General features: G+C 73.5%; 14 protein-coding genes. 10 read left to right on the top strand and 4 right to left on the bottom strand.

The features are described 5' to 3' along the window. Positions 1 to 60: 60 nt before the first annotated feature. The gene (locus ACFWA9_RS01255) at positions 61 to 1,269 is read right to left on the bottom strand and encodes an MFS transporter (protein ID WP_380382221.1); all 1,209 of its coding nucleotides are present in this window, start codon (positions 1,267 to 1,269) and stop codon (positions 61 to 63) included. Between the two features lie 428 nt (positions 1,270 to 1,697). On the opposite strand from ACFWA9_RS01255, the gene ACFWA9_RS01250 reads away from it, so the two are divergent. Then, positions 1,698 to 3,044, top strand: coding sequence for a dicarboxylate/amino acid:cation symporter (locus tag ACFWA9_RS01250; protein ID WP_380382219.1), 1,347 nt, complete (start codon positions 1,698 to 1,700; stop codon positions 3,042 to 3,044). Positions 3,045 to 3,156: 112 nt separating this feature from the next. Here ACFWA9_RS01250 and ACFWA9_RS01245 read toward each other — a convergent pair whose 3' ends face one another. Next, a complete protein-coding gene (locus ACFWA9_RS01245) occupies positions 3,157 to 4,923 on the bottom strand; it encodes a DUF1906 domain-containing protein (RefSeq protein WP_380382217.1) in 1,767 nt (588 codons plus the stop codon). Positions 4,924 to 5,524: 601 nt separating this feature from the next. After that, entirely contained in the window at positions 5,525 to 5,728 is a 204-nt protein-coding gene (locus tag ACFWA9_RS01240; RefSeq protein ID WP_057227626.1) for a cold-shock protein, read from the bottom strand. A 322-nt stretch (positions 5,729 to 6,050) separates the two neighbouring features. Here ACFWA9_RS01240 and ACFWA9_RS01235 point away from each other — a divergent pair, with 322 nt between their 5' ends. The 7 genes from ACFWA9_RS01235 (at position 6,051) to ACFWA9_RS01205 (ending at position 14,284) form a co-directional block, all read left to right on the top strand. Then, entirely contained in the window at positions 6,051 to 6,950 is a 900-nt protein-coding gene (locus ACFWA9_RS01235) for a menaquinone biosynthesis protein (RefSeq protein WP_359836694.1), read from the top strand. Positions 6,951 to 7,111: 161 nt separating this feature from the next. Continuing rightward, complete coding sequence (locus ACFWA9_RS01230) at positions 7,112 to 8,821, top strand: serine/threonine-protein kinase (protein WP_380382214.1); 1,710 nt, start codon at positions 7,112 to 7,114, stop codon at positions 8,819 to 8,821. Positions 8,822 to 8,913: 92 nt separating this feature from the next. Continuing rightward, the gene (gene mqnC / locus ACFWA9_RS01225) at positions 8,914 to 10,137 is read left to right on the top strand and encodes a cyclic dehypoxanthinyl futalosine synthase (protein ID WP_329489229.1); all 1,224 of its coding nucleotides are present in this window, start codon (positions 8,914 to 8,916) and stop codon (positions 10,135 to 10,137) included. Positions 10,138 to 10,200: 63 nt separating this feature from the next. Continuing rightward, complete coding sequence (locus ACFWA9_RS01220) at positions 10,201 to 10,872, top strand: hypothetical protein (protein WP_380382212.1); 672 nt, start codon at positions 10,201 to 10,203, stop codon at positions 10,870 to 10,872. Between the two features lie 231 nt (positions 10,873 to 11,103). Beyond that, positions 11,104 to 11,691, top strand: coding sequence for a hypothetical protein (locus tag ACFWA9_RS01215; RefSeq protein WP_329489231.1), 588 nt, complete (start codon positions 11,104 to 11,106; stop codon positions 11,689 to 11,691). 123 nt (positions 11,692 to 11,814) lie between these two features. After that, positions 11,815 to 12,510, top strand: coding sequence for a demethylmenaquinone methyltransferase (locus tag ACFWA9_RS01210; RefSeq protein WP_329489232.1), 696 nt, complete (start codon positions 11,815 to 11,817; stop codon positions 12,508 to 12,510). Between the two features lie 484 nt (positions 12,511 to 12,994). Continuing rightward, positions 12,995 to 14,284: a geranylgeranyl reductase family protein gene (locus ACFWA9_RS01205; protein ID WP_329492213.1), complete on the top strand. Its 1,290-nt coding sequence runs from the start codon at positions 12,995 to 12,997 to the stop codon at positions 14,282 to 14,284. A gap of 99 nt (positions 14,285 to 14,383) precedes the next feature. Here the strand turns inward: ACFWA9_RS01205 and ACFWA9_RS01200 are convergent, their stop codons facing one another. Then, positions 14,384 to 15,091 carry a peptidylprolyl isomerase gene (locus tag ACFWA9_RS01200; protein ID WP_352290584.1) on the bottom strand — a complete coding sequence of 236 codons (708 nt, stop codon included), beginning with the start codon at positions 15,089 to 15,091 and terminating at the stop codon, positions 14,384 to 14,386. 271 nt (positions 15,092 to 15,362) lie between these two features. Between ACFWA9_RS01200 and ACFWA9_RS01195 the strand changes: the two genes are divergently transcribed. Next, positions 15,363 to 16,292, top strand: coding sequence for a DMT family transporter (locus ACFWA9_RS01195; RefSeq protein WP_380382210.1), 930 nt, complete (start codon positions 15,363 to 15,365; stop codon positions 16,290 to 16,292). A gap of 560 nt (positions 16,293 to 16,852) precedes the next feature. Continuing rightward, positions 16,853 to 17,212, top strand: coding sequence for an NADH-quinone oxidoreductase subunit A (locus ACFWA9_RS01190; protein ID WP_014137597.1), 360 nt, complete (start codon positions 16,853 to 16,855; stop codon positions 17,210 to 17,212). Positions 17,213 to 17,314: the final 102 nt, after the last annotated feature.

The following is a 17,314-nucleotide window of genomic DNA, read 5'->3' as shown; positions in this document are numbered from 1 at the left end:
ACCGCGCCCGTCGGCCAGACCACCCGGTCCGACGGGCGCGGTCACGTATGAGGGGTGGGTTCAGCCCACCGGTACCGGCTCCGCCACCGGGGCCGCCGGCAGCGGCTGGAACCAGCGGCGGGCGCCGAACAGCAGCAGCCCGCCCAGGCCGATCCCGCCGGCCGCGCAGAGCGCCACCGGGCGCAGCGAGTCCTCGGCGAGGTTGCCGGAGACGGCGTAGCCGAGCGAGTTGCCGGTCGCGAACAGCGTCACCAGCCAGGCGAACGCCTCGGTCACCGTGCCCACCGGGGCCAGCTCGGCGACCAGGACGAACGCGGCCGCCAGCAGCGGGGCCAGCCCGATCCCGGACAGGAAGGCCAGCGCGGCCATCGCGTACGGCCCGGGCAGCAGCACCAGCGGGAGGTAGGAGACGGCCATCCCGAGCGCCATCACCCAGGTGCGGGTCGCCGTTCCGCTGCGCCAGCGCACCGCCCCGTACCCGAGCGCGCCGAGCAGTCCGCCCAGCGCGGCCAGCGCCAGCAGCGTCCCCGCGCCGCCCGGCAGGCCGCCCTCGTGCGCCTCCGCGTAGGCGATGAACAGCACGTTCTGGGCGCCGACCGCCCAGCCGGCGCCGGCCAGGCCGATCAGCAGCAGTACCAGGCCGGGCGAGCGGAGCGGCCCGAGCAGACCGGCCGAGTGCGCGCGCGGCGGTGCCTGCCAGGCCCGGGCCGGTCCGGCGGTGGCCACCACCAGGGCCCCGGCCAGCCCCAGCCCGGCCGCCACCCAGAGCGCCGCGACCGGGCTGAAGACCCCGGCGATTCCGGCCACCGCGAGCGGGCCGGCCACGTAGAGGATCTGCTGCGAGGCGGAGTCGAAGGCGTACGCGGTGTCGAGCTGCTCCTCGGCGACGACATCCGGCCAGAGCGAGCGCAGGCAGGGTTCGAGCGGCGGCATGGCCAGTCCGGCGATCGCGGCGCCGACCGGTGCGGCCAGCGCCGAGCCCGGCGCGAGTGCCAGGAGCGCGTACCCGCCGCCCGCGACCACGGCGGAGGCGAGCAGCACCCGCGGCTGGCCGGTGCGGTCCACGATCCGGCCGAGGACCGGCCCGCCCACGGCGGCCGAGATCGCGTAGGCGGCGGTGGCCAGCCCGATCCGGCTGTAGGGGGTGCCGGCCTCGCGCAGGGCCAGCGCGATCACCAGGGCGGTCATACCGGCGGGGAGGCGGCCGAGCAGGGTGCCGAGGAGCAGACGGCTGACGTGCGGGGCGCGGAGCAGGGCGACATAGCCCATGGACGGTTCTCCGGGTCGGGGCAGGGGAGGGCGGGGACTCTCTCCAAGTTATACGTATAACTGCTGAGCGGTCAATCGGACCCGTGGTGCGATCTGATGGTGCGTCAGCCTCGTTCGTGTCCGGATTTACCCTTGCGCGGGTCACATCTCAAACAAGTACTTTGAACATCTCAAACCTTTACTGCTAACGTATCGGCCATGACCACCTCAGGAGCAGCGCGGATGTACGGCTCGGGCCCGGTGCCCACGGCCGCCCGCGCGTGCTGCCTGACGGGTGCTGTGGACAGCGCGCGCCGTTGTCGTGCCATGAGCTGTATCCAGGCGGCACGCCCCTGACGGGGCCGCGTCCTCCCGTCCGGCCCACCCGCCGTGCCGCCTTCCCCGCCTCACCCCACCGTCAGCAACGCCCTCCCCGGAGCCGCACCGTCATGTCCACAGCGCCCGAGGCGACCTCGTCGCCGTCCGTGCTCGCCAGAATCCGCAAGACCCCGTTCTGGGTCCAGATCGTCGCCGGCCTCGTGCTCGGCGTCGGCCTCGGCTACCTGGCCCGCGCGGCCGACATCTCCTGGCTGGCCACCACCCTGGAGACGATCGGCAAGATCTTCGTCCAGCTGCTGAAGCTGGCCGTCCCGCCGCTGGTCTTCACCGCGATCGTGGTGTCGGTCGCCAACCTGCGCAACGTCACCAACGCGGCCCGGCTGGCCGCCCGGACGCTGCTCTGGTTCCTGATCACCTCGCTGATCGCCGTCGCGATCGGCCTCGGCCTGGGCCTGCTGACCAACCCGGGCCAGGGCACCGACCTGAAGACCGAGGGCCTGAAGGCGCCGAAGTCCACCGGTAGCTGGATCGACTTCCTGACCGGCATCTTCCCGACCAACATCGTCACCGCCTTCACCGAGGTCGAGGTCCTGCAGATCGTCTTCCTGGCGGTCGTGACCGGCGCGGCGATCATCAAGCTGGGCAAGAAGGCCGAGCCCGTCCTCAAGCTCAGCGAGTCCGTCCTGGAGCTCGTGCAGACCGCCCTCTGGTGGGTCATCCGGCTCTCGCCGCTCGGCACCCTCGGCCTGATCGGCAAGTCCGTCGCCAAGTACGGCTGGGACCTGCTGAAGCCCTTCGCCACGCTGACCATCGACGTCTACGTCGGCTGCGCCCTGGTGCTGTTCGTGGTCTACTCCCTGCTGCTGAAGTTCGTCGGCGGCCTCAACCCGCTGAACTTCTTCAAGGGCGCCTGGCCGGCCATCCAGCTGGCCTTCGTCTCCCGCTCCTCGGTCGGCACCCTGCCGGTCACCCGCCGCGTCACCGAGCGCCTCGGCGTCCCGAGCGAGTACGCCTCGTTCGCCGTGCCGTTCGGCGCGACCACCAAGATGGACGGCTGCGCCGCGATCTACCCCTCGCTGGCCGCGATCTTCGTCGCCCAGGTCTACGGCATCGACCTCGGCATCAAGGACTACCTGCTGATCGCCTTCGTCTCGGTCATCGGCTCGGCCGCCACCGCGGGCCTCACCGGCGCGATCGTGATGCTGACCCTGACCCTCTCCACCCTGGGCCTGCCCCTGGAGGGCGTCGGCCTCCTCCTCGCCATCGACCCGATCCTCGACATGGTCCGCACGGCGACGAACGTCGCCGGTCAAGCGGTCGTGCCGGTCCTGGTGGCGGCCCGGGAGAAGACGCTCGACCTGGTCGCCTACAACAACCCGCACGGTGACCTGTACGACGACGCCCCCGCGCCGACCGTCCCGGCGCAGGCCTCCGCGAAGGCCCCCGCCGCGGCCTGACAGCCGCGCCCGCAGCACCACGGGCCCTCTCCCCACGCCGGGGGAGAGGGCCCGTTGCCGTCGGTTCAGCGGGCGGCCGGCCCGGCGGCCCGCCCGGGCGACGGCCGCCGGTTCACCAGCGGCCGGTGAGCGGGGTGTCGGTGGCCTCGCCGAAGCGGAGGCTGTAGAGCGGAGCGCCGGAGTCCTGGAACGCGCCGTAGAAGCTCGCCGCGCCCGGCCGGTAGATGCCGACCTTGTCCGTCCCGCTGCCGTTCCAGTCGCCCTTGACCGGGATGTCGCCGGTGTCGCCGAACAGGACCGTGTGGTCGACGCCGATCGACGTGTTGGAGTCGCTCAGGTAGAACCCGTGCGTGCTCGGCCGGAAGATGCCGATGGTGTCCTTGCCGTCGCCGTTCCAGTCGCCCACCATCGGGACGTCGCCGGTGTCGCCGAACGGGACCGAGAAGGTGACGTTGGCGTTGTCGTTGGTCAGGTAGAACGCCCGGTCGCCCGGCCGGTAGATGCCGATGGTGTCCTTGCCGTCCCCGTTCCAGTCCCCGACCAGCGGGATGTCGCCGGTGTCGCCGAACGGGACGGCGAGGGTGACGTTGGCGTTGTCGTTGGTCAGGTAGAACGCCCGGTCGCCCGGCCGGTAGATGCCGATGGTGTCCCGGCCCGGCCCGCTCCAGTGCCCGGTGAGCGGGATGTCGTTCGCCGAGCCGAACGGCGCGGCGTGGGTGAGGTTGCCGACGCTGTCGGCCAGCGCGAAGGTCTGGCTCGCGGGGCGGTAGATGCCGGTCTGGGTGGGCTTGCCGGTCGGCCTGGTGGTGACCTGGACGTCGAGGTAGTCCCGGTCGATGCCGATCGTGACGCCGCCCCAGGTCTCGGTGGCGTTGCCGTCGTACTGGTGGGCCCGCTGGTGCCCGGCCCAGGCGGTGCTCGGGAGCGCCGGGTCGGCGGTGTCCGCGACACCGTTCCAGCGCGCGGTGAACAGCGCGTCGGGCATGGCGTAGCCCTTGCCGCTCGCGGCCGTGGCGACCAGGTCCGCCATGCCGGTCGCGGCACTGCTGTAGAGGCCCGAGTTGTAGCCCAGCGCGTGGAGTTCGGTCGTCCAGGCGGAGAGGAACGGCTGGACCACCCCGGAGTAGGCCGCGACGTTGTAGGACTCCATGTCGTAGTACAGGACGCTCCCGGGGCCGAGCCCGAGGGCGGCGGCCTGCGCCACGGCGTCGTCGGCCGCGGCGGTGCCCTGCGCGGCCGGCGAGGTGATCCGCGACGCCTGGGCACCGACGTACACCGGCAGGAAGCGCCAGCCGGCGGTGTACTGCTGCTGCATCCAGGCGGCCGTCAGGTTGGGCTGGGCGCAGGCCCGGGCCGCTCCGCCGATGTAGATGCCGACGGCCTGGTAGGGCGAGTCGGCGCGCCAGGCGCTCATCGCGGCGGAGTCGGGTGCGGTGCAGGCGTCGAAGCCCTTGCCGGTGTACCTGGTCGCGTCGGCCGGCAGCGCGGGCGCGGCGGCCGTGGTCGCGGCGGCGGACCCGGTGGCGGGCGCTCCCGCGGCCGGCGCCGCCGCGGCCGGGCCCGGCTTCCGCGCGGGGCCGGCCGGGAACCCGGCCGAGGCGAGGATCGTCCGGACCAGCGCCTGGTCGTCGCCGTACACGCCGGTGGCCGTGACGCCCGGGGCGGTGACGCGGACCTCGCGGTCGATCTCCGACACGGTCGTGGCGGACGGGGCGCCCTCGGCGCCGGGCTCCAGGAGCAGCGCCTCGGTCCGGCCCACCAGGTGGGCGGGGCAGTCCTGCCGGGTCCCCGGCGTGCCGAGGTAGACGGCGTGCTGGTCGAAGCGCACGCAGGCCGTCGGATCGGCCGTCAGGTCGATCACGGGCCAGTCGGCCGGCACCGTGAACGTGTGTCCGAGGTAGGAGACGTTCTTGCCGGGGGCGGGCGAGGTGCCGGGCGCGGCCTGCGCCGGTCCCAGAGCCGCGACGGACAGGACCGCCGTCGCGCCGAGGGCGGTGAGTATTCGGCGGCGGGCGCCGGAATGCGTGGTGATGACGTTCTCCCTGGGGAAACGGCCCCGGCGGTGCCGGGGCTCACGGCTGTGCCGCGCGCCCGGGCACCGGTGACCGGGCCGGGAGGCGGCAGCACAGCATAGGGATCACGTCTGACAGTCCGACAACACCTCTACGTTCCATGAGGTGTCGCCACGAGCGGTGCTGGTCGGGCACCGGAGCCCGCCGTCCCGGGGCGGGCCGTCGGTCACGCCGTCGACCGGCGGCGGAGCAGGGGTGGGCGGGGCCGGGAGAGGTCCGGAGGGGGCCGCGGCCGCCGGGAGTGGGCACCTGTGCGGGGTTCCGCCAGACCGGCGCCGGGCCGGGAAAGGCAGGGGGCCCGGCAGTTGGCCGGGCCCCCTTGGGTACTGCTCTTGTGCTCATGATGACGGCCGCGGGGGCCGTCTGCGGACCCGAGGGGTCCCGAGCGATCAGGTCATCAGAGGATGATCAGATAGCGGTAACGTTCTCCGCCTGCGGGCCCTTCGGACCCTGGGTGACGTCGAAGCTGACCGCCTGGTTCTCCTCCAGCGAGCGGAAACCGTTCGCGTTGATGGCGGAGTAGTGGACGAAGACGTCGGGGCCGCCGCCCTCCTGGGCGATGAAGCCGAAGCCCTTCTCAGCGTTGAACCACTTGACGGTTCCCTGAGCCATGCCGTTCTCCTTGCGAGGGACGTATTGGGGGCCACACCGTGTGGCACCCGGTCCGCTGCGCTGATCGCCCTGCCTCCGGACGGGTCCGGAGTTTTTCGATATTGCTGAAAAACTACAAAAAGCCTGCGGTTACATGCTCCGCAGGCTTCAAGTACTGCAAGGGGAATCAAACTGCAACTGAGGGCAACGCTAGCATGCGGTCGCGGTGACGACCAGGGGTGACTTACGGGCCGGACAGGGCGTGTCGCAAGGCCGGTGCGGGGCTTCCGGAAGGGCGGGCATACCCTGCCTGGAGGCCCACGAACAGCAAGGGAGCGGCGCAGTGGCGGTACCGGATGCGGAAACGCACGAGCCCCGGCAGAACCCCCCGGTCAGGCCGCGGGTCGGACACATTCAGTTCCTGAACTGCGTACCCCTCTACTGGGGGCTGGCCAGGACGGGCAATCTGCTCGATCTCGACCTCACCAAGGACACGCCGGAGAAGCTCAGCGACCAGCTGGTCGGCGGCTCCCTCGACATCGGCCCGATCACCTGCGTCGAGTACCTGCGGCACGCGGACGAGCTGCTGGTCCTGCCCGACATCGCGGTCGGCAGCGACGGACCGGTGATGTCCTGCGTGATCGTCAGCAAGGTCCCGCTGGCCGAGCTGGACGGCCGCCGGGTCGCCCTCGGCTCCACCAGCCGGACGTCGGTGCGACTGGCCCGGCTGCTGCTGGAGGAGCGCGAGGGGGTGCGGCCCGAGTACTTCAGCTGCCCGCCCGACCTGGACGCGATGCTCGCCGAGGCCGACGCCGCCGTGCTGATCGGCGACCCGGCGCTGCGGGCCTACCTGGGACAGGCGGCCGACCAGGGCCTGACCGTGCACGACCTCGGCGCGATGTGGAAGGAGTGGACCGGTCTCCCCTTCGTCTTCGCCGTCTGGGCCGCCCGCCGCGACTTCGCCGACCGCAGCCCCGAGCTGACGGCGGCGGTGCACCGGGCCTTCCTGGAGTCCCGCGACCTCTCGCTGGTCGAGGCCGGCGCGGTGGCCGAGCACGCGGCCCGCTGGGAGGAGTTCGACGCCGGGGTGCTGGAGCGCTACTTCAGCGAGGCGCTGGACTTCTCGCTCGGCGAGCGGCAGCTGGCCGGCATGGCCGAGTTCGCCCGCCGGGTCGCCCCGGACAGCGGCTTCGCCCCGGACGTCACGGTCCGGCTGCTGGAGCCGGCACCGGCGGTGGTCTGACCCCGCCGGGGAGGTCCGACCGCGGGGGAAGGGGTGCACCGGTCCTTCCGCGCCACCCCTCCCGCCCCGCGCGGCCCGGTAGCGTCTGCACGCGAGATCCGTGCGGTCGGCGGTGCCTGGAGGGCGCCGGCGACGCCGGGCGGTCGAGGGGAGCGTGCGGGATGCGGGCACTGGGGGCGGACGACCCGCGACAGGTCGGCGGGTACCGGCTGCTGCGGCGCCTCGGCGCGGGCGGGATGGGCCGGGTCTACCTCGGCCGGACGGCCGGCGGCCGCACGGTGGCCGTCAAGCTGGTCCGCGGCGAGCTCGCGGAGGACGCCGAGTTCCGGGCGCGGTTCCGGCAGGAGGTCGCCGCCGCCCGCCGGGTCGGCGGCGCCTGGACGGCGCCCGTGCTGGACGCCGACACCGAGGGCGAGCACCCCTGGGTGGCCACCGGCTACGTGGCCGGTCCCGCGCTCGGCACCGCCGTCCGGGACTTCGGCCCGCTGCCCGAACAGGCCGTACGGACCCTCGGCGTCGGGCTCGCCGAGGCGCTGGGCCATGTCCACGGCCTCGGACTGGTGCACCGGGACGTCAAGCCCTCCAACGTCCTGCTGACGCTGGACGGGCCGCGTCTGATCGACTTCGGCATCGCCCGCGCGCTGGACGCGACCAGCGGCTTCACGCAGTCCGGCTACGTGGTCGGCTCGCCCGGCTTCATGTCGCCCGAACAGGCGAACGGGCAGCCGGCCGGGCCGCCGAGCGACGTCTTCTCGCTGGGCGCGGTGCTGGCCTTCGCGGCCACCGGGGTGCAGCCCTTCGGCGAGGGGGTGAGCGTGGCGGTGCTGCTCTACCGGGTGCTGCACGAGGAGCCGGACCTCTCCGGGCTGGCCGGGCCGCTGCGCCCGATCGTGCTGGACTGCCTGGCCAAGGACCCGGCCGCCCGCCCGGCCCCGTGGCAGCTCCGGGAGCGGCTGGACGCCGACGGCGCGGCCACCGTACGGCTCGGGCGGGGCGGCTGGCTGCCGCCCGCGCTGGCGGCGGGGGTCGGCCGCAGCGCGGTCGAACTGCTCGACCTGGAGGGGGAGGTGGAGGCCGGGGGAGCCGCCGCCCCGCGGCGCCCGGCCGCGCCGCCGGACCTGCCGGGCGGCCGGACCCCGACCGACCGGGTGCCGCTCGGCGGCGGGCCGGTCGGCCACCCGCCGGTCGGCCACCGGGCGTACGACGATCCGCCCCGCGACGCCGTGCCGCGGGACCGGGTGCCGACCGGGCCGGAGCGGCCGGGGCACCGGGTGCGGAACGCGGCGCTGGTCGCGGTGGCCGTCCTCCTGGTGCTCTCGGCCGGCGGCTACGGCGCCTACCGGGCCTTCCGGGGCGGGGCGGCGGTGGCGCACCCGCCCACCGACGGGCCGACGGTCACGTCCTCGTTCAGCTGGTCGGCCAGTTCGACCTCCACCACCTCCTCGTCCACGACCTCCTCCTCCACCACGCTGCCGCCCGGCCCGGTGCCGCCGGGCACCGGCGGCCCGAGCGTCGTGCCGGCCGGCTTCCTCGGCACCTGGCGCGGGGAGATGACCACCGACAAGGGGCTGCCCGCCGGCACCACCACGCTGGTGATCGGCCCGGCCGCGGTCGGGCAGGAGAACACCACCAGCCGCAACGCCGTCACCGGGCTGATCTCGGTCAGCTGCGAGGGCGCCTGGACGCTGGACTCGGCGTCCGAGGGGAAGCTGGTGTTCACCTCCCGGCTGGTCCGCTCCTCGCTGCCGGGGGCGTGCAGCGGCGGCTCCAACGCGGAGACGCTCACCCTGCAGAAGGACGGCACGATCCGGTTCTCCTCCGCCGATCCGGCGGCCGGGAACCCGACCGGGACGATGCGGAAAGCGGCCTGACGCCGACGCGCGAAAGCGCTGGCGTAGGCTGGTTCGGCCGTACCCGGAAGCACCGAAACGCACAGCAGTACCGAGAGAGAGAAGGCCGCCAGGTGTCCGAGCTCGCAGCGACCACCCTCGATGCGCCCAGCACCGACCTGCAGGCCGTGCTCGACCGGGCGGCCGGCGGTGGCCGGATCAGCCCGGAGGAGGCCCTGGAGCTGTACCGCTCGGCGCCCCTGCACGCGCTCGGCTCGGCGGCCGACGCGGTGCGCCGCCGCCGCTACGCCGGTACCGAGCACATCGCGACGTACATCATCGAGCGGAACATCAACTACACCAACGTCTGCGTGACGGCGTGCAAGTTCTGCGCCTTCTACGTGCCGCCGAAGAGCGACAAGGGCTGGTCCCGCGACCTCGACGAGATCCTGCGCCGCTGCGCGGAGACGGTCGAGCTGGGCGGCACCCAGATCATGTTCCAGGGCGGCCACCACCCGGACTACGGCGTGGAGTACTACGAGCGCGCCTTCGCGGCGATCAAGGCGGACTTCCCGCAGCTGGTGATCCACTCGCTGGGCGCGTCCGAGGTCGACCACATGGCCCGGCTCTCCGGGGTGTCGGTCGAGGAGGCCATCACCCGGATCCACAAGGCGGGCCTGGACTCCTTCGCGGGCGCCGGCGCCGAGCTGCTGCCGGCCCGGCCGCGCAAGGCGATCGCACCGCTCAAGGAGTCCGGCGAGCGCTGGCTGGAGATCATGGAGGCCGCGCACGGCCTGGGCGTGGAGTCCACCTCCACCATGCTGATGGGCACCGGCGAGACCAACGCCGAGCGGATCGAGCACCTGCGGATGATCCGCGACGTGCAGGACCGCACCGGCGGGTTCCGCGCCTTCATCCCGTACACCTACCAGCCGCAGAACAACCACCTCAAGGGCTCGACCCAGGCGACCGTCTTCGAGTACCTGCGGATGATCGCGATCGCCCGGCTGTTCCTCGACAACGTCGCGCACATCCAGGGCTCCTGGCTGACCACCGGCAAGGAGGCCGGCCAGCTGTCGCTGCACTACGGCGCGGACGACCTCGGCTCGGTCATGCTGGAGGAGAACGTGGTCTCGGCGGCCGGCGCCAAGCACCGGTCCAACCTCACCGAGCTGATCCACCTGATCCGGGCCGCCGACCGGGTCCCGGCCCAGCGCTCGACCACCTACGAGCACCTGCGGGTGCTGGACGACCCGGCCAACGACCCGGTCGACCCGCGGGTCGCCTCGCACATCGCCTCCACGGCGATCGCGGGCGGCACCGCCCACCCCGAGCTGAAGATCCTCGACAACGGCTGACGCCGGCGTCCGGGGCGCCCGCCGCAGGGGCGCCCCCGCCGGTCCCGCAACGGTGACCTCGCCATGCTGACGCTGCACCGGGCCGCCCTCGTGCTGCCCGACCCCACCGCCCCGTCCGTCGCCGACGGGGCGGTGCTGGTGCACGGCGAACTGATCGCCGCCCTGGGCCGCCACGACGAGCTGGCCGCCGCCCACCCCCGGGCCCGGCTGCGCGACTGGGGCGACGCCCTGCTCACCCCCGGGCTGCGCAACCCGTACGGGCACTGGCTGCTGGAGAGCGCGTACCACCCGGACCCGCGCGAGGAGCTCGGGGACGCGCCGGTGCCCGGTGGACTGCTGGGGGAGGCCGACGAGGCGCGCTGCGGCGCGAGCGCCCGGCGCGGGCTGCAGCGGATGCTCGGCTCCGGGGTGACGGCGGTGGCCGGCCCATTCGAGCGGGCCGCGGTGCGGACGGCGGTGGCCCGGTCCGGGCTGGCCGCGCTGCCCGGCCCGGCCGGTCCCCCCGGCGCGGAGGGGCCGCTGGACCCGCTCGCCGTGCTGCCGCTCGCGGCGGCGGTGCACGGGCGGCTGGCCGTGGGCGGGCGGGCCGACTTCGCGGTGTTCGCGCCGGCCGGCGCCGCCGGTGCCGGTGCGTCCGGTGCCGGTGCCTCCGACGGCGCTCGCGGGCCGGCCCCGCGGCCGGCCGGCTGCCTGGCGACGGTCCTGGCCGGGCGGTTGGTGTACCGCCGACGCTGAGCCCCGGCTACTCGCGGGTAGCCGGACTCCCGTGCGACGTACGGTCGTTCCTTCGTGTGCCGCCGAACTGCGGTGTCGGCCATATTGTCTGATTCACCCTTCGCCGTGACCTGAGGGCCCGCCAGCGGATACGATCCCGGCAGCTCAGTCCGTACCCTCACCACGCACCACCCGTCCCCGCGGGTGGCGGGGCCCCGTCCCAGGCCCCGAAGGCTAGCCAGGACAGGAACCATGCGATCCGCGACCGTCCCCCCGCCGCGCTTCCCGCGGTTGGGCCGTGGCTGGTACCTCACCGCCGTGCTCAGTGCCGTGCTGGCCGTCGGCATGTGCCTGCTCGGCTGGCGCCAGACCGAGCAGGCCGACCGGATCGGCGCGCACCCGGTGAGAGTGGACGGCGTCGTCACCCAGATGCCCTCGGGCGGCGGCTCCTACAGCACCGTCAGCTACCGGGCCGCCGGCCAGCAGCACACCGCCGCCGCGCTGCCGCTGGCGGACGGCGCCAAGGTCGGTGACGCGGTCTGCCTGGAGCACGCCGCCGACGACCCGGGCGCGGTCCGGATCTGCGGCGCCACCTACCCGCAGCCGGTCGGCGTCGGACTGGCCCGGTTCAGCGTGCCGGTGGCCGTCGTGCTCTTCCTGGTCTGCGTGCTGAGGATCCGCCGGCACCGCCGGGCGGTCGCCATCCGCAGCGGCACCGGGCGGTTCGCGACCACCGTGGCGCTGGCGACCGGCGCGCTGGCCGAGGGGATGCCCGCGATAACGCAGGGCAAGCGCTCGCGCCGCAGGCGGCGTTCGGGCGGGCGGCGCGGCCTGCACTGAGGCCGCGCGCCCTCCGGGGCACGCCCCGGGCCGGGGCGGTGACGGGCCGCGCGGAGCGCCCGCGACGGGCGGGCGGCGTGCCCCCTTGCCGAACCCGCCGGTGGCAGGGTGAACAATGGGGGCGTGACCCGAGCCTCTCTGGACAAGCAGCCGCACGAAGTCGCCGCCATGTTCGACGACGTCGCGGCCAAGTACGACCGCACCAACGACGTGCTTTCCCTCGGCCAGGCCCGTGCCTGGCGCCGGGCGGTGGCCGAGGCGGTGGCCGCCGGTCCGGGCGACGTCGTGCTCGACCTCGGGGCCGGTACCGGCACCTCCTCGCTGCCCTTCGCCGAGGCGGGCGCCACGGTCGTCCCGTGCGACTTCTCGGTCGGCATGCTCGCGGAGGGCAAGCGCCGCCACCCCGAACTGCCGCTCACCGCGGGGGACGCGACCAGGCTGCCGTTCGCCGACGGCACCTTCGACTCGGTGACGATCTCCTTCGCGCTGCGCAACGTGCAGGACACCGACGCGGCGCTGAGCGAGATGTTCCGGGTCACCAAGCCCGGCGGCAAGCTGGTGATCTGCGAGTTCTCGACGCCGACCTGGACGCCGCTGCGGACGGTCTACACCGAGTACCTGATGCGCGCGCTGCCGCCGGTGGCCACCGCGGTCAGCAGCAACCCGGACGCCTATGTCTACCTCGCCGAGTCCATCCGGGAGTGGCCGGACCAGCCGGAGCTGGCCGCGAAGCTCCAGGAGGCCGGCTGGTCCAAGGTCGCCTGGCGCAACCTGACCGGCGGGATCGTCGCCCTGCACCGGGCGTACAAGGTCTCCTAGGGCCCGGTCCGACGGTCCGCGCGCCGGTGCGGCGCGAACGGTCGGACCGGCTACGGCCTGGGCCGCTCGATGGTGGCGGCCGGGCTCCGCACGGCCCCGCCGGGGCGCGGCCTGCGGTGCTCGCGCACACGGCGGTTCCCTTCGGGCCGGCGCAGGTGCCCTCGCTCGGCGGCTGCCGGGCGACCTTCGCGATCGGTGCCGGGGCGGCGGCGCTCGGGGTGCCGGTCATCGCCTTCATCCCGCGCCGGCGGCGGGAGGCGGCGCCGGTGGTGCTCACGGTGGTGCCGGACGGCGCCGGCGCGGACCGCGGGGACACCACCGGGGACGCCACCGGGGACGCCACCGGGGTCGCCGCGCGGCTGACGCCGCGGACGCCGCCCTCGGACCCCGTCCCGGGGGCGGCAACTAGACTGCCGGGGTCAACGCCTCCGTCCCCAGCCGTAGCTCCAGGAGAGTGCCCACCGTGTCCGAGACCGCAGCCGACCTGACGAAGCCGGACAGCCCCGTGGAGAGCACCGCGGACGTCATCGTGGTCGGCGCGGGCCCGGCCGGCGCCACCACCGCGTACTACCTCGCCCAGGCCGGGCTGGACGTGCTGCTGCTGGAGAAGACGTCGTTCCCCCGCGAGAAGGTCTGCGGCGACGGTCTGACGCCCCGTGCCACCAAGCAGCTGGTCGACATGGGGATCGACGTGTCGACCGGGAACGGCTGGCTGCACAACAAGGGCCTGCGGATCATCGGCGGCGGGGTCCGGCTGGAGCTGGACTGGCCGGAGCTGTCCGCGTTCCCCGACTACGGGCTGGTCCGCAAGCGCGCCGACTTCGACGAGCTGCTCGCCCGTCAGGCGGAGAAGGCCGGCGCCCGGCTGTACGAGCGGTGCAACGTCAGCGGTCCGGTGCTGGACGACCGGACCGGCCGGATCGTCGGCGTCACCGCCCGGCTCGGCGACGAGAAGCGTGCGGTGACCTTCCGCGCCCCGCTGGTCGTCGCGGCCGACGGCAACTCCACCCGGCTCTCGCTGGCCATGGGCCTGCACCGCCGGGAGGACCGTCCGATGGGCGTCGCCTACCGGACGTACTTCAACTCCCCGCGCCACGACGACGACTACCTGGAGTCCTGGCTGGAGCTGTGGGACACCCGCGCAGGGGAGCGCAAGCTGCTGCCCGGCTACGGCTGGATCTTCGGCATGGGCGACGGCACCTCCAACGTCGGCCTCGGCATCCTCAACTCCTCGCCCGCCTTCGGCGAGCTGGACTGGCGCGACGTGCTCAAGGCCTGGTGCGCGAGCATGCCGGCGGAGTGGGGCTACACCCCCGAGAACATGACCGACCCGATCCGCGGCGCCGCCCTGCCGATGGCCTTCAACCGGCAGCCGCACTACACCCGCGGCCTGCTGCTGGTCGGTGACGCGGGCGGCATGGTCAACCCGTTCAACGGCGAGGGCATCGCCTATGCGATGGAATCCGGCCAGATCGCGGCCGGCGTCATCGTCCAGGCCAACGCCCGGGTGACGGAGGGCGGCCGCGAGCGCGCCCTCCAGGCGTACCCGCGCATCCTCAAGGACGTCTACGGCGGCTACTACACCCTCGGCCGCGCCTTCGTGAAGCTCATCGGCAACCCCAAGGTGATGCAGCTCGCCACCCAGCGCGGCCTGACCCACCCGATGCTGATGAAGTTCGTGCTCAAGATGCTGGCCAACCTGACGGACCCGCAGGGCGGCGACGCCATGGACCGCATCATCAACGGCCTCGCCCGGGTCGCCCCGAACGCCTGATCCGCCGCCGCCCGGAGCGGCCGGCGCTCCGGGCGGCCCGGGGTGGAGCCGCCGCTCCCGTACGGCTCGGTGACGCCGGCCGCCGTACGGGAGCGGGGTTCAGCGGGCGCTGATCCGCACGTTCCGGAACTTCACCGGGAGGGTCGGGAAGCCGTCGCCGGGGCCGTTCTGGTCGTCCTCGCCGCCCGCCGCGATCTTCTGCAGGACGTCCAGGCCGGCGGTCACCCGGCCGAACGGGGTGTAGGCGGGGGAGAGCTTGGTGTCCTTCCAGACGATGAAGAACTGGCTGCCGTTGGTGTTCGGTCCGGCGTTGGCCATGGCCACGGTGCCGGCGGGGTAGGTGGCACCGGTGAGGTTCTCGTCGGGGAACGAGTAGCCCGGGCCGCCGCTGCCGGTGCCGGTCGGGTCGCCGCACTGCAGGACGAAGATCCGCTGGGTGGTGAGCCGGTGGCAGTGGCTCCTGTCGAAGTAGTCGTGCTCGGCGAGGAAGCGGAACGAGAACGTCGTGCAGGGCGCCTCGGCGGTCAGGGCCCGGAAGGTGATCGCGCCCTGGCCGGTCTTCAGGGTCGCCTGGTAGGGCTTGGCGGCCTTCTTGGCGTCGAAGACCGGGATGCCCTTGAAGTTGTCGGCGGGCACGGCCGGGGTGTACGCGCAGCCGGGGGCCGCGGGCGGGGCCGGCGCGGGGTCCGCCGCGGCGGTGCCGGTGGTCGCGGCCAGCAGGAGGACGGTGGCGGCGGCGGGCAGCGCCCAGTGCTTGCGCCTCATGTGACGGGCCTTCCGGGGGGTGGTGGACGGCTGGATTGTCATGGCGACATCATCCATGGTCGGGCGGGGATCCGGTAGACGTCGGGGGCCGGTGGTGGGCGGTGGGCGGCAGGGGCGGGTGGCGCCCCCGTCGCCGTGGGCGTCCGGAGGGGAGGAGCGCGCCGAAAGCCGTTGATCGCGGGCGGTGCGGTGCGCGAGGATGGCGGACCTTGGCGCGGGTCCGTCCGAGCGGGCCCGCGGTGCTCCGAGATCCGTCCGACGCCGTACGGGAGTCTCCTCGTCCGCCCCGTTCGCTTTCGGAGAGGTCCCGCCCATGCGCCCGTCACCCGCCCTGCTCCGTGATGTACCCGTGCTGCTGGTGGCGGTGGTGTGGGGGTCGAGCTTCCTCGCGGTGCAGCAGGTGGCCGGGCCGGGGACGGTGGTGGCGATGCTGGTGCTGCGCTTCGGGCTGGTGCTGCCGCTGCTGGGGGTCCTCGCCCGGCGGGCGCTGCGGGGGATGGGCCGGGCCGAGTGGCTGGGCGGGGCGGTGCTGGGCCTGGTGCTCGGCGGGGTCTTCCTGCTGGAGACCTACGGCGCGGTGCACACCTCCGCGACCAACGCCGGGCTGATCATCAGCCTCACGATGGTGTTCACCCCGCTCGCGGAGAGCGCGCTCACCCGGACACCGCTGCCGCGGGCCTTCCTCGCGGCGGCCGGGCTGGCCGTGCTGGGCGTCGCCCTGCTCACCGGCGGCGGCGGGCTGAAGGCGCCCACCTTCGGTGACCTGCTGGTGCTCGGCGCCGCCGTGGTGCGGACGGCGCACGTCCTGGCGATGTCCCGGGTCCGGGCCATCCGGAACACCGACAACCTGGGTCTCACCTGGGTCCAACTCGCCACCGCCACTGTGGTGTTCGCCCTCGCCGCGCCGTTCGCCGGGCCGCTGCCGTGGACCGTTGCCGCCTCGTACGGGCCGACCGAGTGGGCCTGGCTGCTGCATCTGGCGCTGCTCTGCACGCTGTTCGCCTTCCTGGTGCAGATGTGGGCGGTCCGGGCCACCTCGCCGTCCCGGGTCAGCCTGCTGCTCGGCACCGAGCCGCTCTGGGCCGCCGTCTTCGGGATCGCCCTGGCCGGCAACCACGTGGGCCCGGTGGCGCTGGCCGGGGGCGCGCTCGTCCTGGTCGCCACCGAGTGGGGGCGCCGCACAGCCGTCGGCGCCGCGCGGCCCGAACCCCGGCCGGTGGAGCCGGCCCCGGCGTCGGTCTGACCGACTGCCCGCGACCGCCCGGCGCCGCAGCCCTGTGTGGCGGCCCGGGCGACGGCCCGGGCGGCAGCCCTGTGTGGCGGCCCTGGGCGGCAGTTCGTCGAGCCTTGGTCCCGGGGCGTGGAAACGGACGCTCGCGCGCTTGTGAACGAAGGGTCAAGCGGGTGTTCGGAGCCCCGCCACCCCTGCGGGTGAGACGCTATAACACGTCAACATGACGCCCGGAAATTTGCTCTTGGAGCTGCGTAGTTGATATAGGAGCGAAGCTCTGACCTGCCAGTTCGCAGATGAATGCGACGTGTTGTGACCATTTGACTGCTTTGCGTCGACAACTCTGGTCATGTTCACTTTCGGCAGCATTCCAGGGGTGGCGTAGATCACAAAGATCGCCCTGAACCGCGTGTCGCAGATCACAAGCCGACGGGCATAGGATGCGCTCGTTCCAGGCTTTGTGAACTGCCTCACATGGGGTGGATCTCGGGAACTGGAACGCGGGCCACCACAGCGTGACCCGGCGGTTCCGATCTGCAGTCAAGGACGACTGGACGGAGGGAGCGGGGGCTATGAATGCCTACGCGCCGATCCTCGTACTCGGTGCCATCGCGGCGGCGTTCGCGGTCGGCTCCGTCGTGATGGCCTCACTGACCGGGCCCAAGCGGTACAACCGGGCCAAGTTGGAGGCGTACGAGTGCGGCATCGAGCCGACCCCGCAGCCCGTGGGCGGCGGTCGGTTCCCGATCAAGTACTACCTGACGGCGATGCTCTTCATCGTCTTCGACATCGAGATCGTCTTCCTTTATCCGTGGGCGGTGAGCTTCGACGCCCTGGGGATCTTCGGGCTGGTCGAGATGCTCCTGTTCATCGCCACCGTCTTCGTCGCGTACGCCTACGTCTGGCGCCGCGGCGGTCTGGAGTGGGACTGAGGGCGGGGCGGCCGCTGACTTTGTGAACGGGCGGACAAGCCCGGGCGCGTGCAGAGGCCCGAACCAGCGTACGGACCACCGGACTTGAGGGCACTGAGGGCA

It is taken from the genome of Kitasatospora sp. NPDC059973 (assembly GCF_042737525.1).
In the GTDB taxonomy this organism is placed as follows: domain Bacteria; phylum Actinomycetota; class Actinomycetes; order Streptomycetales; family Streptomycetaceae; genus Kitasatospora.
This window is presented reverse-complemented; position numbering and strand designations above follow the sequence as displayed.

What these genes read in the sequence shown, in the direction of transcription:
- ACFWA9_RS01255 (WP_380382221.1), bottom strand. Translation starts at nt 1,269, where the DNA reads ATGGGCTATGTCGCCCTGCTCCGCGCCCCGCACGTCAGCCGTCTGCTC.
- ACFWA9_RS01250 (WP_380382219.1), top strand. Translation starts at nt 1,698, where the DNA reads ATGTCCACAGCGCCCGAGGCGACCTCGTCGCCGTCCGTGCTCGCCAGA.
- ACFWA9_RS01240 (WP_057227626.1), bottom strand. Translation starts at nt 5,728, where the DNA reads ATGGCTCAGGGAACCGTCAAGTGGTTCAACGCTGAGAAGGGCTTCGGC.
- ACFWA9_RS01230 (WP_380382214.1), top strand. Translation starts at nt 7,112, where the DNA reads ATGCGGGCACTGGGGGCGGACGACCCGCGACAGGTCGGCGGGTACCGG.
- ACFWA9_RS01220 (WP_380382212.1), top strand. Translation starts at nt 10,201, where the DNA reads ATGCTGACGCTGCACCGGGCCGCCCTCGTGCTGCCCGACCCCACCGCC.
- ACFWA9_RS01215 (WP_329489231.1), top strand. Translation starts at nt 11,104, where the DNA reads ATGCGATCCGCGACCGTCCCCCCGCCGCGCTTCCCGCGGTTGGGCCGT.
- ACFWA9_RS01200 (WP_352290584.1), bottom strand. Translation starts at nt 15,091, where the DNA reads ATGACAATCCAGCCGTCCACCACCCCCCGGAAGGCCCGTCACATGAGG.
- ACFWA9_RS01195 (WP_380382210.1), top strand. Translation starts at nt 15,363, where the DNA reads ATGCGCCCGTCACCCGCCCTGCTCCGTGATGTACCCGTGCTGCTGGTG.
- ACFWA9_RS01190 (WP_014137597.1), top strand. Translation starts at nt 16,853, where the DNA reads ATGAATGCCTACGCGCCGATCCTCGTACTCGGTGCCATCGCGGCGGCG.